This is a genomic window from Aeromonas sp. QDB62 (assembly GCF_027705695.1).
Classification (GTDB): Bacteria; Pseudomonadota; Gammaproteobacteria; order Enterobacterales; family Aeromonadaceae; genus Aeromonas; species Aeromonas allosaccharophila.
This window is the reverse complement of record NZ_JAPDCD010000068.1, coordinates 1-13,952: the sequence shown is the minus strand read 5'-3', so window position 1 is coordinate 13,952 and position 13,952 is coordinate 1. Positions and strand designations below refer to the sequence as shown.

12 protein-coding genes are annotated in these 13,952 nt (G+C 62.3%); 9 read left to right on the top strand and 3 right to left on the bottom strand.

The window, feature by feature from the left end:
* Positions 1-449: 449 nt before the first annotated feature.
* Positions 450-1,451: a protein-methionine-sulfoxide reductase catalytic subunit MsrP gene (msrP, locus tag OKC27_RS21405; RefSeq protein ID WP_058052000.1), complete on the top strand. Its 1,002-nt coding sequence runs from the start codon at positions 450-452 to the stop codon at positions 1,449-1,451.
* Positions 1,442-2,068: a protein-methionine-sulfoxide reductase heme-binding subunit MsrQ gene (gene msrQ / locus OKC27_RS21400; protein WP_182938696.1), complete on the top strand. Its 627-nt coding sequence runs from the start codon at positions 1,442-1,444 to the stop codon at positions 2,066-2,068. Before msrP ends, msrQ begins: the two co-directional genes overlap by 10 nt.
* Here msrQ and OKC27_RS21395 read toward each other — a convergent pair.
* Positions 2,065-2,313 (bottom strand): PepSY domain-containing protein, encoded by a 249-nt coding sequence (locus OKC27_RS21395; RefSeq protein ID WP_058051998.1) that lies wholly within the window; start codon positions 2,311-2,313, stop codon positions 2,065-2,067. The two genes, msrQ and OKC27_RS21395, sit on opposite strands and share 4 nt — an antisense overlap.
* A gap of 63 nt (positions 2,314-2,376) precedes the next feature.
* Between OKC27_RS21395 and OKC27_RS21390 the strand changes: the two genes are divergently transcribed.
* Genes OKC27_RS21390 through OKC27_RS21375 form a run of 4 tightly spaced genes read left to right on the top strand, consistent with a single transcriptional unit; the run spans position 2,377 to position 5,242 of the window.
* Positions 2,377-2,715: a PepSY domain-containing protein gene (locus tag OKC27_RS21390; RefSeq protein WP_042063810.1), complete on the top strand. Its 339-nt coding sequence runs from the start codon at positions 2,377-2,379 to the stop codon at positions 2,713-2,715.
* 21 nt (positions 2,716-2,736) lie between these two features.
* Positions 2,737-3,393: a response regulator transcription factor gene (locus OKC27_RS21385; protein WP_005339826.1), complete on the top strand. Its 657-nt coding sequence runs from the start codon at positions 2,737-2,739 to the stop codon at positions 3,391-3,393.
* The gene (locus tag OKC27_RS21380; protein WP_042063812.1) at positions 3,390-4,739 is read left to right on the top strand and encodes a sensor histidine kinase; all 1,350 of its coding nucleotides are present in this window, start codon (positions 3,390-3,392) and stop codon (positions 4,737-4,739) included. The genes OKC27_RS21385 and OKC27_RS21380 overlap by 4 nt, the downstream gene beginning before the upstream one ends.
* Positions 4,740-4,780: 41 nt before the next feature.
* The gene (locus OKC27_RS21375; protein ID WP_033114845.1) at positions 4,781-5,242 is read left to right on the top strand and encodes a hypothetical protein; all 462 of its coding nucleotides are present in this window, start codon (positions 4,781-4,783) and stop codon (positions 5,240-5,242) included.
* A gap of 96 nt (positions 5,243-5,338) precedes the next feature.
* Here OKC27_RS21375 and torA read toward each other — a convergent pair whose 3' ends face one another.
* Positions 5,339-7,819: a trimethylamine-N-oxide reductase TorA gene (gene torA / locus OKC27_RS21370; RefSeq protein WP_182938697.1), complete on the bottom strand. Its 2,481-nt coding sequence runs from the start codon at positions 7,817-7,819 to the stop codon at positions 5,339-5,341.
* A 23-nt stretch (positions 7,820-7,842) separates the two neighbouring features.
* Positions 7,843-8,973 carry a NapC/NirT family cytochrome c gene (locus OKC27_RS21365; protein ID WP_182938698.1) on the bottom strand — a complete coding sequence of 377 codons (1,131 nt, stop codon included), beginning with the start codon at positions 8,971-8,973 and terminating at the stop codon, positions 7,843-7,845.
* A gap of 277 nt (positions 8,974-9,250) precedes the next feature.
* Here OKC27_RS21365 and OKC27_RS21360 point away from each other — a divergent pair, with 277 nt between their 5' ends.
* The 3 genes from OKC27_RS21360 (at position 9,251) to OKC27_RS21350 (ending at position 13,809) form a co-directional block, all read left to right on the top strand.
* The gene (locus OKC27_RS21360) at positions 9,251-11,218 is read left to right on the top strand and encodes an ATP-binding protein (RefSeq protein WP_182938699.1); all 1,968 of its coding nucleotides are present in this window, start codon (positions 9,251-9,253) and stop codon (positions 11,216-11,218) included.
* Positions 11,219-11,273: 55 nt separating this feature from the next.
* Positions 11,274-11,771: a response regulator gene (locus OKC27_RS21355; RefSeq protein WP_182938700.1), complete on the top strand. Its 498-nt coding sequence runs from the start codon at positions 11,274-11,276 to the stop codon at positions 11,769-11,771.
* A gap of 67 nt (positions 11,772-11,838) precedes the next feature.
* Positions 11,839-13,809, top strand: a complete 1,971-nt coding sequence (locus tag OKC27_RS21350; protein WP_182938701.1) for a DNA topoisomerase III — start codon at positions 11,839-11,841, stop codon at positions 13,807-13,809.
* Positions 13,810-13,952 lie beyond the last annotated feature (143 nt).

Genomic DNA, 13,952 nt, shown 5'->3' with positions numbered 1-13,952 from the left:
GAAACCAATCAACAGGTTTCGGATTTTTACACATCAGGAGGATCGGTCAATGGATCCTTAACTGATCGGCATTAGGCTCATGGGGCGACTCTTTAGTTGGCTTCGCAAAATGGGCAGCCTACCCCCGGCAATCGGGGCGGCAAGCGGGGGCCGAATTGTGTGTGATCTTCATCACCCTTTTCAACTCAGGAATACGCTTGCGCTCGCGAAAAAAATTCATTGGAGACCGGCCTGACAGTCGGCCATAGTTAGAGGCCCTGTCCTGCTCATGGAGTGAGTCTGATGGCGCCCAATGTGATCGTTCCCCTGCTGGTGTTCGTAGTCCTGTTTCTGGTCGGCACCATGGCCAAGGCACTGCCCCTGCACCACATGATGTAAATTTGTGTGAAATAAAAATCTGCCGGGGCGGGTCTTATCCATATCGCCTTATGTAGCCCCGGGAGTTTTTCATGTTGATCAAGCGTCGTGCCGCTCACCCCCTCACCGAACAGGATGTCACTCCGGAAGCCGTCTATCAGGATCGCCGCCTTATTCTCAAGGGGCTGGGTCTGGGCGCCGCCACCCTCGCTTTCCCCACTCAGGCCGGTGTGCTCGACCTGCTGCGCGGTAAAGAGGATGCCCCCCAGTTAGCCACCAGGCCGCTCAACAGCAAGCCTGCCGAGCGCCCGGCCAATCTGGTGCTGACACCGGAGGAGAAGGCCACCAGTTACAACAACTTCTATGAGCTGGGCACCGACAAGTCCGACCCGGCCCGCAATGCCCATTACCTCAAACCCGAACCCTGGACCCTCAAGGTAGAGGGAGAGGTGGCCAAGCCCTTTACCCTCGATGTGTGGGATCTCATCAACAAGAGCGAGCTGGAGGAGCGGATCTACCGGCTGCGCTGCGTCGAAGCCTGGTCCATGGTGCTGCCCTGGAACGGTATCTCACTGGCGGAGATTATCCGCCGTGCCGAGCCCACCAGTCGCGCCAAGTTTGTCGCCTTCGAAACCCTGTTTGACCCGAAACAGCTGCCGGGGCAGGCCTCCAGTCTGGGGGGCGGCATCGAGTATCCTTACGTGGAGGGGCTGCGTATCGACGAGGCGATGCACCCGCTCTCCTTCCTTGCGATGGGGCTCTATGGCAAGACCCTGCCCGCTCAGAATGGCGCGCCGATCCGGCTGGTGGTGCCGTGGAAGTATGGCTTCAAGAGCATCAAGAGCATCGTCTCGATCCGGTTGGTGGAGGAGATGCCGCCGACCACCTGGAACCTGCTGGCGCCCAACGAATATGGCTTCTACGCCAACGTCAATCCGCAGGTGGATCACCCGCGCTGGAGTCAGGCCAGCGAGCGTTTCATCGGCGAGGGTGGCGTGTTTGGCGCCAAGCGTCAGCCGACCCTGATGTTCAACGGCTATGGTGACGAAGTCGCCTCGCTCTATCAGGGGATGGATCTGCGCCAATGGTACTGAGATTGAAACCGGCCCATATCAGCGGCTTGCGGGCGCTGGTGCATCTGGGCTCCCTCGGCTTTCTGCTCTGGCTGGGTTTTGCCATTCCGGCAGGCTTGTTGGGGGGCGATCCGGTGCCGGAGCTGATCCACTACCTCGGCAAGGGGGCGCTCAACCTGCTGCTGCTCACCCTGCTGGTGTCGCCGCTGGCTAGGCGCTGGCGGCAGGGGCAGCTTATCAAGCTGCGCCGCCCCCTCGGGCTCTGGTGTTTTACCTGGGCGCTGCTCCACTTCATGGCGTGGCTGGGGCTGGATCTGCAGTTTGACTGGGGGCTGATTGGCGGCGAGCTGGTCAAGCGCAGCTACATAGTGGTGGGGATGGTGGCATTGCTGCTGCTGGCCGCCCTCAGCATCACCTCGCTGCCCGCATTGCAGCGCAGAATGGGCGCCGCATGGCAGAAGCTGCACAACTGGGTCTATGCCATCGCCCTGTTGGTGCCGGTGCACTACTGGTGGTCGCTCAAGAGTGGTTGGGGGGAGCCTCTCGTCTACCTGTTGCTGGCTTGCGCCCTGCTCTGGCCGAGGAAAGATAAGCTACTGCGCGCCTGGCGGGGACGCTGGAATGCAAAAGAGGCCTAATCGGCCTCTTGTTGTTTGATCTCGCCAGTGTAGGCATCGACGATGAGATGCACCTTCTGATCCTGGCGATTGAGGGTTTTGACCTCGAATTTGTCCCCTTCCAGCTCCACTTCCCGAATGTCGTGATACCCTTGCGCCAGCAGGAGTTTGACCAGCCCGGCCATGTCGAGACGGCTCTGGGCCGCCCAGCTTGTGGCACTCAACAGACAAAGGATCAGCAGGACACTGCGCGGGATCATATTCATTCCGGATTCATGGCTGGCAGACTATAAACGCCATTATGTTAGGTTTTTGGAGATGAATCATCCATGAATAGAGCGCTCCCTCTGCTCGGGTTATTGCTGCCGGTGCTGGCACAGGCGGTCACGCCTGATGAAGCCCAACTGCAGCAAGCTGTCCATGAGGGACGGGTTCGGCCCTTCCATGAAATGATGGAGGTGGCGGCCAGATTGCCGGTACGGGTGTTGCGGGTGGATCTGGGGGAAGAGGATGGTATCTGGCTCTATGAACTGCGAGTCATCGATCGGGAGAACAGCGTGATCAAGGTGGCCTATCGGGCCGACAACCTTGAGCTGGTGTGGGCCAAGGGCCACCATCTGGAGCGGCTGTTCGAACCGCCCAAGCCCCCGGTCGAGGATGATGAATAACCCCTGTGTGGAAGCCTGTTCATGCGAATTCTGATTGTTGAAGACGAAAAAATCCTGGCCGGCCAGCTGGCCGAACAGCTACGCCTCTCCGGCTTTGTCACCGATCTCTGCCACGACGGCAACGAGGCCGGTTTTCTCGGCGAGACCGAACCCTACGACGCCATCATTCTCGACCTCGGCCTGCCGGGGCGCGATGGCCTGAGCGTGCTGAAAGAGTGGCGCAGCAAGGGGATCGATACCCCGGTGCTGGTACTGACCGCCCGTGGTCAGCTGCACGAGAAGATCGAAGGGCTCAACGCCGGTGCCGATGACTACCTCACCAAGCCGTTCCAGGTGGCCGAGCTGGTAGCGCGGGTCCATGCGCTGGTGCGCCGGGCGGCAGGCAACGCCAGCTCCATTCTGGAGATTGGCGGAGTGCGGCTCGACATGGCGGCGTCCCAGGTGTGGTATGAAGGGACCCCCATCAAGCTGACCGCCCACGAGTTCCGGGTGCTCGGTTATCTGATGCAGCACCGGGGCAAGGTGGTGTCGCGCAGCGAGCTGATCGACCACATCTACGCTCAGGATTTCGACCGCGACTCCAACACCGTCGAGGTGTTCATCGGCCGGATCCGCAAGAAAACCAACCCTGACCTGATTGAAACAGTGCGCGGCCTCGGGTACCGGATCAACGAATGAGGCTGGTCAGAACCCTGCGGGGGCGACTGCTCGCCATCGCGCTGGTGTGGTGCGGGCTGTTTCTGTTCGCTACCGGCTTCAGCCTGCAGACCATGATGCGCAACTACTGGCAGGAGGCGGAGGCCGACGGTCTGCGTCTGCAGCTCTACGATCTGCTCTCCCGGCTGGAGGTGGCCAAAACCGGCCTGCCGGTGGTGGTCGAGCCGATGTCGGATCCCCGTTTCAGCCAGCCTTACTCCGGCTACTACTGGCAGCTGGAGCTGGGCCACGATGTGGTGGGGCGCTCCCGCTCTCTGTGGGATACCACCCTGAAGAGCGACGGGCTCAAGTCGGCGTTTGGCGATCCCGACCTGTTCGTCGGCAAGGGGCCAAATCGTGAGCCCTTGCTGATCATGACCCGCACCGTGCTGCTGCCCGGTTCCGATCGGGTGTTCACTCTGGTGATGGCCAAGGACAGCAGCGCCCTGACCCAGACCCTCAACAAGACCCGCATCAGCCTGTTCCTCGGCCTCGGCTTTGCCGCCGCCGGTCTGGTGCTCGGCTTCATGTTCCAGATCGTCTATGGTTTGCGGCCGCTGCACTTGCTGCGCCGTGAACTGGGAAGGGTTCATGAGGGCCATCAGGAGGGATTCCGGCTGCGCTATCCGCTGGAGATCCAGCCGCTGGTGGAGGATATCAACCGGCTGCTGCACCACTACGGCGAGTTGCTGCAGCGGGCGCGTTCCCACACCGGTAATCTGGCTCATGCCCTCAAGACGCCGCTCAGCATCATGCGCAATCAGGTGGCCCAGTTGCCGCCGGAGGATCAAGCCGCCATCGGTGAGCAGCTCGACCAGATCCAGCGCCACATTGATTACCACCTCGGCAAGGCGCGGGTGACCGGCGCCGCCAAGATCCTCGGGGTCTCGACGCCGGTGCGGGCGCGGGTGGAGTACATCTGCCGCGCCTTCTCCCGCCTCTATCCGGGCAAGACGGTGGATCTGCAAGTGCCCGCCAATCTGGCGGTCGGGGTGGAGGAGCAGGACTTCGACGAGATGGTGGGCAACCTGTTGGAGAACGCCTTCAAGTGGTCCGCCAGCGAGCTGCGCATCTCCAGCGCCGAGCTGGGGGGCTGGATCACCCTGCGCATCGAGGATGACGGCCCCGGCATGAGCGAGGATCAGATCGCCAAAGCTGTGCTGCGCGGAGTGCGGCTCGACGAGAAGGTGCCGGGCTCGGGCCTGGGTCTCAACATCGTCTCCGATCTGGCGGAAGCCTATCGGGGCAGTTTCATCATGGGCCGCGCCGAACTGGGCGGTCTGGCCGCCTCTCTCTCGTTGCCCAAGGTGGCAAGAGTCGAGAGCTAGGCATAACATATGGCATTTGTTTTAGCCTGAGGAAGAGAAGCATGACCGACGATCCGTGGGCACTGTGTCACCTTGACGATTCGTTTGATGCCTCTGTGCTGGGGGTCAAGGGCGCCCAGATCCAGTGGTTTGAAGACAGGGATGGCCTGATCGCGTTCCTTCTGGAAGATTTTGTCGACCTGCTGGCCGATGTGGGCGAGCTGGAGGAAGATCAGACCGAACAGGCGCGCGAGCGCTTCACCCTGCTGGTGGAGCAGAGCTTCGACGATCGCACCCTGATGGATGCCATCAACGATCTCGCCTCCGGCCTGCGTCGCATCGCCTGGTTGGGGCCGCTCTCGGAGCTGGCTGAGATCAGCGACGAGTTCGCCTCCGGCCTGCGCCGCTACTTCTGGAGCCAGTACGACGGGGATGAAGATGACCCGGACGCCTGGGTGCCGGAAGAGCTGTGGCCGCAGCTGGTGGAGTGCGCGCAGGAGTATATGGAGGAAGGGGAGTTCTAAACCCATCCCGACCATGCCTGCGCTTTGGTAGACAGATGGCAGACAGATACAGAAACGGCGCCTTGATGGCGCCGTTTTTATTGGGGTGCTACAGCCTTAGCCGTTGGCCGGCACCGCGTGGGCGGTGTTGACCAGCACTGGGCCGGTGTACTTCTCGATCTGCAGCTGGGCCATGTGGCCGCAGTTGCCTTGCGCCAGACTGGACGAGCCTTCGTCGAAGGTGAGGCAGTTGACGTTGCCGTTCTTGCAGATGCTGCCCGCTTCGCCCGGCTTGGCCGGATCAAACCAGGCCCCTTCGCAGATCCGCACCACCCCCTGACGCACATCTTCGGAGAGCAGGGCGCCCACCAAAATCTGGCCGCGCTCGTTGAAGGCGCGCACCAGATCCCCCTGGGCAATGCCGCGGGCCTTGGCGTCCAGCGGATGGATCATGATCGCTTCGCGGTCGGCGATGGCGAACTTGTCCCGCAGCGGGGTGTTGTCGAGCTGGGAGTGCAGCCGTTGGGTCGGGTGGGAGGTGTTGAGCGACAGCGGATAGCGCGCCGCCACCTCGCTCTTCACCCACTCCTTGGGCTCATACCACTTGGGATGGCCGGCGCAGTCGGCATAACCCATCCCCGCCACCGTGTTGGAGAAGATCTCGATCTTGCCGGACGGGGTACCGAGCGGGTTGAGTAGCGGGCTCTCGCGAAAATCGGCGTGACGGATCCACTGGCGGTTGGCCTCGGGGATCGGGAAGCGGATGTAGTTGTTGGACTCCCAGAACATGTTGAACGGCGGCAGCGCCACGCGGGCACCACGGGCCTGCGCCGCCATGCCGTCGTACATCTGCTTGAGCCACAGCATCTCGTCCTTCCCTTCGGTGTACTGCTCCTGCACACCCAGCTTGGCGGCGATGGCGCTGAAGATGTCGAAGTCGTTGCGGGCTTCAAACTGGGGCGGCACGCACTGGTGCATCGGGAACACATAGCGCTGGGAGTAGTCGCCCCCCATCTCCAGATCGTTGCGCTCGTAGCTGGTGGTGACCGGCAGCACGATATCGGCGTGCTTGGCGGTGGCGGTCCAGTAGGGTTCGTGAACGATCACGGTCTGCGGCTTGCGCCACGCCTGCAGCAGGTTGTTGGTGTCCTGATGGTGGTGGAAGGGGTTGCCGCCCGCCACGTAGACCAGCTTGATGTCCGGATAGGTCACCTTGCGGCCGTTGAAGTCGATGGTCTTGCCCGGGTTGGCGAGACAGTCGGCGATACGGGCCACCGGGATCGGTGCCGGGCTGTTCTTCGGTGCGTTGCCGGCGGAGATACCCGCCAGAATGCCGCCCTTGGCGGTGGGGCTGCCACCGGAGGAGTAGTGGTAGCTGAAGCCGTAGCCGCCGCCCGGCAGGCCGATCTGGCCCAGCATGGCGGCCAGGGTCACCAGCATCCAGTTCGGCTGTTCGCCGTGCTGCTGACGCTGCATGCCCCAACCGGCCATGATCATGGTGCGTTTGGCGGCCATGTCGAGGGCCAGCTGGCGAATTACCTTGGCATCGACGCCGCAGACGGTGCTCGCCCACTCGGCGCTCTTCGGCTGACCGTCATCCTTGCCGAGCAGGTAGGCGAGGAACTTGTCGAAGCCGACGGTGTAGCGATCGAGGAAGGCCTGATCGTGCTTCTTCTCGCTGTAGAGGGTGTGAGCGACACCCAGCATCATGGCCACGTCGGTGTAGGCGTTCGGGGCAATCCACTCGGCACCGACCAGCTTGGCGGTCTCGTTGTAGATGGGGTCGATGCTGATGACGCGGGTGCCTTTCTCTTTCAGCGCCTTGAAGCCGGCCTGACCCTCGTGATCCGGCATGTTCCAGCTGTTCTTCAGGGTGACCTGAGCGTTGACCCCCCACAGCACCACCAGTTCGGCGTTCTCCACCACGTTGGGCCAGGCGGTCTGCTGCTCGTACACCTCGATGGAGCCCATCACGTGGGACATGATCACCTGAGCCGCACCGGTGGAGTAGTCACCGGCATAACCGGTGAAACCGCCGGAGAGGTTCATCAGGCGGTGCAGCAGGGTGCGGCTGTTGTGGAACATGCCGACACTCTTCCAGCCGTAGGAACCGGCGTGGATCGCCTGCGGGCCGAAGTCGCTCTGCACGCGCTGGATTTCACCGGCCACCAGTTCGATCGCCTTGTCCCAGCTCACTCGCACCCACTCGTCGGCGCCGCGCAGCTCGGGTTTGGCGCCCGGGCCGTGTTCCAGCCAGCTCTTGCGTACCATGGGGTACTTGATGCGGTTTTTGGCGTGCACCTGGAACGGTGCCATGTCGATGAGATCGTTCGGCGCCGGATCATCGGCCACCGGCTGGACGCGCACCATGCGGCCATCTTCGACGACAGCTTCAAACGCACCCCAGTGGGCGCCGGTCAGAATGCCCTTCTGGGCGGGCACCAGAGTCGGGAACTGGCTCAATGCGGTGCTGATGGCTTGCGCCAGTGCACTCTTGGGAAAAATACCGCCGAGCAGGGGCAGGGCTGCGCAGGCGCCGAGCCCCTTGAGCAGGTTGCGGCGGGACAGATTGGTCTTCTTGTCGTTGAAAAAAGTCATAACGGTTTTCCTCTGTTCCAGCCTTAGTGGGCCGCGCTCATGTCACTGGCATGTTTTTGGACATACTGGGTCAGCATGCGAGCCTGTTCCGGGGTCAGGGAGGTACGAGATTCCATCCCCTTGATGACGCCGATCCACTGGTTGGCATTGAAGTGATCCAGCGCGGTGAGGCCGTGGCAGCCGGTACAGTTGTTGGACATCAGGGTGGAGGCGTATTGCCACAGCTTGCCCTGATCGCCGATGAGCTGGGTCTGGTCGACCCAGGCGGTCAGCTTGACCTGATGCCAGGTGAGGTTGGTGGCGCTGTCGGTTTCGCTCTGGCCGGTGACCAGCGCTTTCTTGGCGGCATCGCCGACCAGTACGCTGAGGATCCGCTTGCCCGGTGCGGCGTAGAACACTTCGCTCACGCCATCCTGTTGCCAGCCTTCGATCTGCACCTTGGCGCGGCCGTTTTCGTTGGCCAGTACTTCCACCTTGGTGGAGGGCATCAGGGTGCCTTCGTCAGTCTTGGCGGCGGCATCGAGGAACAGCGGGGTGGTAGCGATGGCATAACGGGTGGTGACGTTGGCCGGAGTCTGGGCCGCAGCCTGCGCCAGCTCGCTGGCACCGGCGGCAGCCAGGCCGCTCATGTCAGGCATGATGTGGGCGACACCGCGGTGGCAGTCGATACAGGTTTGTCCTTCCTTGATGGCGACCGGGTGTTCGGCACGGGCATTGGGGCGTTGGGCCAGTATGTCCATCGCCTCGTAGCTGTGGCAGCTGCGGCAGGTGGCGGAGTCGTTGGCTTTCAGCTCGTCCCAGACAGATTGGGCCATCCGCAGCTTGTGGGCTTCATATTTCTCAGGCGTGTCGAGCGTGCCGATCGCTTCGTGATAGATATCCTTCACGGCGCGCACCTTGGTCCACAGGTAGGAGGTGGGATCGCCCGGAATGTGGCAGTCGGCACACTCGGCGCGGATCCCCTTGGTGTTCTGGAAGTGGACACTGCCCTGATACTCGGCGAGCGGAGTCTGCATGGAGTGGCAGGAGACGCAGAATTCGGTGGAGCTGGTCTTGTGCAGCACGGTCACGGTGACACCCAGTGCCGCGACACCCAGCAGGGCCCCGAGCAGCAGGAGCCAGAACCAGGTTTTTCTTATCAGTTTTCCAATCATGGCGGCGTTTTCCTACGGTCAATTTTTACCAACATAGTAGTAGTCCAATAGTAGTAGTAATGACAGGGATAAGGCGTTGACCTTCATCATGGTTTATATTTTTTGATGGCTGTCACACTTTGTCTTTTATTTTGATATTGACAGCTTGGTGGAATTAAATTCAATTAATCGTCGATTGAGCAATTTATTCACTTTCCACGACAGCTGTTAGCCCCCTCGCAAAACCCCACAAGATTCGTTGATATAGTGAACAGTGAGCCACAACGGAGTGTCGCCGATGAGCCCTTTCTCACTGCTGTGTGTCGCCGCCAACGTGCAGCTGCTGACCGAATTCGAACAGGAGCTGGCCCCGCTACTCGGCCATTTTGCGCTGGTGGTGGTGGTCGGGCAGGAGTCGGCTGAGCTGGCCTTGGACGAGCTGGATCGTAAGGGGCAGCCGCCCGCCGTGGTGGTGTGTGACAGCGATCTGGGGGATGGGCGAGGGGCCGATTTTCTGATCCGCCTCGGCAGCCGCCACGAGGCGTGCCGCAAGATCCTGTTGGGCAGCCAGCCGGAGATGAAATCGATCATCGAGGCGGTCAACCTCGGTCGTCTCGACTACTACCTGCAGCGCCCCTGGCGCGATGGCAGCCTGCGCCGGGCGGTGATCGAGCAGGCCAGCCACTTTGTGCTGCTCCAGCCCGAGGCTGACCTGCTGAGCTATGCCGCCGTGCTCGACAACCAGAAGTTGCTGCGGGTCCATGTCGATCGCCAGCTGGCGGCCTATCGGCAGGGTTTTATGGATTACACCCACTGCAGCGATGAAGAACTGTCGCGGGTGGTGATCGACGGCCTCTACCAGTTTTTCGATGGCAACGACGAGGCGCGGGTCTGCCGCCACTACAGTCCGGGCCATGTGCTGACCCGCGAGGGGGAGCCCAACAGCTTTCTCTGGTTTATCGCCAAGGGGGAGGTGGTGCTGCGCAAGCGGGACGAGCAGGGCATCGATCAGGAGGTGGTGCACTACCGCACCGGTTCCTTGGTGGGGGGCATGTCCTTCGTCACCGGCGAACCCGCCTTCACCACCGGGGTGACCCTGACCGGCGCCGAGGTGATCAAGCTCGACAAGCTGCAATTCTCCCGGGTGATGCAGGCGCGCAGCGAACTGCTCCCCTCCTTTACCAACCTGCTGCTGCGCCACTTCAACCGCCGCCTGCAAAACAGCATCCGCACCGAGATGCGGCTGCAACAGACCCTCAACTCCCTCGATGCCGCTCACGCCCAGCTGGTGGAGAGCGAAAAGATGGCGATGCTGGGTCAGCTGGTGGCAGGCGTTGCCCACGAGCTGAACAACCCGGTGGCGGCCATCATCCGTGGCAGCGAGACCCTGCGGGCCGCCATCCCCGATCTGGTCAATCTCGAGCTGCCACCCCCCATCAAAGGGCTGGGCAACCAGACCCTCTGTCAGGCACTGACTGCCCAGCCGGTCTCGACCAGCGAGATCCGTGACAAGACCCGGCAGGCTGAGGGGCGCTTTGGCGATCGCCAGCAGGCGCGGCTGGCGGTGCAGATGAATCTGGATGACGAGCTGAACTGGCAGCGCTGGTTTGCCAGCCGCACCGCCGCAGAGCGGGAGGCGCTGCTATCCCGGCTGGAGTTGTTCCAGCAGACCGGCAGCTTCCTGCGCAATATCGAGGTGTGTGCCCGCCGCATCGGCGATCTGGTCAAGAGCCTCAAGCAGTATGCGCGGCAGGATCGGCTCGAACCCTTGCTGGTGGATCTGCACGAGGGGCTGGAAGATACCCTGATGATTTTCGAAAACCGCCTCAAGCACCATGAGATCTGCAAGGAGTACCAGCCGCTGCCGCTGGTGCGCTGTCACCCCATCGCCCTGCAACAGGTGTGGACCAACCTCATCGCCAACAGTCTGGATGCCATGAGCGGCCCGGGGCGACTCACCATCCGCACCGGGTTGCTGGAGCCCGAGTGGGTTATGGTAGAGATCGAGGATAGCGGTTGCGGCATCGAGCCCGAGCTGTGGCAGCGGATCTTCGATCTCAACTTCACCACCAAGCGGGAGGGCCATTTCGGTCTTGGTATCGGTCTGAGCGTTTCGCTGCAGATAGTTCAGCAGCACCACGGCCGGATCGAGGTGGCCTCCGAACCGGGCCGCTACACCCGGATGCGGGTCTGTCTGCCGCTGGACGGCATGGGGCAGGCCGGTTACGGGGGCGAACCTCAAAACAACAAGGAGCATGCGGCCTGAGCCGTCGCCAGCATCAATCGTGCGACGTGCCAAACCATGTCGCCAAGGAGGAGTAATGAACAAACACTATCTGATCCTGTGTGTGGACGATGAGCGGGAGGTGCTGGATGCGGTGATCCACGATCTCGCCCCGTTCCGTTCCCACTTCGAGCTGGAGGCGGCCGAGAGTGTCGATGAGGCGCGAGCGGTGGTGGAGGAGTGGGAGGGCGACGGCAACAAGCTGGCGCTGATCCTCTGTGACCACATCATGCCGGGAACCCTGGGGGTCGATTTTCTGGTGGAGCTGAACCGGCGTGCCACCACCCGTGCCAGTCGCAAATTGCTGTTGACCGGGCAAGCGGGGCTGGAAGCGACCGTCGAGGCGGTCAATCGTGGCGGACTGCACTACTACCTTGCCAAGCCGTGGAAGCTGGAGACCCTGCAAGAGGCGGTGCGCGAACAGCTGACCGACTACCTGCTGGCGGAAGATGGCGAAAATGCCTTCCACTATGCGCCGCTGCTCAATCAGGCGCGGCTGTTTGCCGCCATCCACGATCACCCGTTCGACGAATAGGGGCAGTTGGGCTTTCGCGGTGGCAGTTGTATACTGTCTGCATATACAGTATTGCAGGTAGCCACCGATGCGACTCTTTATCGCCGAGAAGCCCACGCTGGGCCGCGCCATTGCCGATGCCCTGCCCAAGCCCCACAAGAAGGGCGACGGTTTTATCGAAACAGCCCAGGGGGATGTGGTCACCTGGTGTATCGGCCATCTGCTGGAGCAGGCTGAGCCCGATGCCTATGACGCCGCCTTCAAGCAGTGGCGGATGGAGCACCTCCCCATCATCCCCGCCCAGTGGCAGCTGGTGGCCAAGCCCAAGACCAAAGCCCAGCTCACCGTTATCAAGCGGCTGATCAAGCAGGCCGACTGCGTGGTCAACGCCGGTGACCCGGATCGGGAAGGGCAACTGCTGGTGGACGAGGTAATCGACTTTCTCGGCTACCCGAAAACCAAGCCGGTGCAGCGTTGTCTCATCAGCGATCTCAACCCGCCCGCGGTGCGCCGCGCGCTCGAGAAGCTGCGGGACAACAAGGAGTTCGTGCCGCTGGCGGTCTCCGCACTTGCCCGCAGTCGGGCCGACTGGCTCTATGGCATCAACATGACCCGCGCCTACACCCTGCTCGGGCGCAAGGCAGGTTGCAGCGAGCTGCTCTCGGTCGGTCGGGTGCAGACCCCGCTGCTCGGGCTGGTGGTGCGACGAGATCTCGAGATCGAGGCCTTTGTACCCAAACCCTTCTACGAGGTGCTGGCCCATCAGCTGACCGACGGTAACGAGCGCTTCACCGCCAAGTGGTTGCCGTCCGAAGCCTGCCTGCCGTGGCAGGACGAGGAGGGGCGGGTGCTCAACCGGGCGCTGGCCGACAAGGTGGTGAGCCGGATCAACGGCCAACCGGCACAGGTCGAATCGGTGGAGGAGCAGGCCCGCAAGCAGGCGGCGCCGCTGCCCTACAACCTCTCCAGCCTGCAGATCGATGCCGCCAAACGGTTCGGTATGGATGCCAAGCGGGTGCTCGACATCTGCCAGAGCCTCTACGAACGCCACAAGCTCATCACCTATCCGCGCTCCGACAGCCGCTACCTGCCGACCGATCATTTCAAGCGGGCCGAGCAGGTGCGCGGCGCCATCGCCGCCACAGCGCCCACGCTGGCCAAGGCGGTTAGCGAGGCGGATGGCAAGATCCGCAGCAAGGCGTGGAACGACAGCAAGGTGGATGCCCACCACGCCATCATCCCCACCGAGAAGCAGGGCAATCCCGCCACGTTGGGGGCCGACGAGGCGAAGCTCTATGGCCTGATTGCCCGCCAGTACCTGCTGCAGTTCTATCCCCCGTTCGAATACAACGACAGCAAGGTGCTGCTGCGCATCGCCGGTGGTCTGTTTCAGGCCAAGGCGCGCCGCATTCTGAAAGCGGGTTGGAAGGCACTGCTCGGGGTGGAGGAGGATGACGACGAAGAGAAGGCGGGCACCCTGCCGGCTCTGAAAGAGGGAGAGCAACTGTTGTGCGAGCGGGGCGAACTGCTGGAGAAGATGACCCAGCCGCCCAAGTCGTTCACCGATGCCACCCTGCTGGCGGCCATGACCGGCATCGCCCGCTATGTGCAGGATCCCGAGATCCGCAAAACTCTGCGCGATACCGACGGCCTCGGCACCGAGGCGACCCGGGCCGGTATCATCGACCTGCTGTTCAAGCGCCGCTTTCTGGTGCGTCAGGGCAAGAGCATCAAGGCGACCCCGACCGGGCGGGCGCTGGTGCAGGCGCTGCCCGCCACCGCCACTACGCCGGATATGACGGCGCTGTGGGAGCAGAGCCTAGGCCAGATCGCCGAGCGCCACGGCAGCTATCAGCAGTTTATGGGGCCGCTCACCGAACAGCTCAACGGCTTGATCGAGGGGGCGCGGCAGGACTCTGGCGCCAGCTTCAGCGACCTGCCGAAGGAGGCGCCGGGTGCCAGCAAACGGCGCTTTACCAAACGCAAGAGTCCAGCGGTTGGCGGTGCAGCGCCTCGCAAGAGTTCGGGCAAGCGTACGGCCAGAAGCAAGGCGGCCTGACCGTGTGAGGGACGTTGCTGACTGATGCGCCAAAGCTGCCAGCGGAAAAGAGAGAGGGGCCATGTGCCTAATGCCAGTCAGTTAAGCCTGACTGGCATTGTTTTTATTGGCTTTTTTCACACTATACCTCTGGGGCCTTGGCT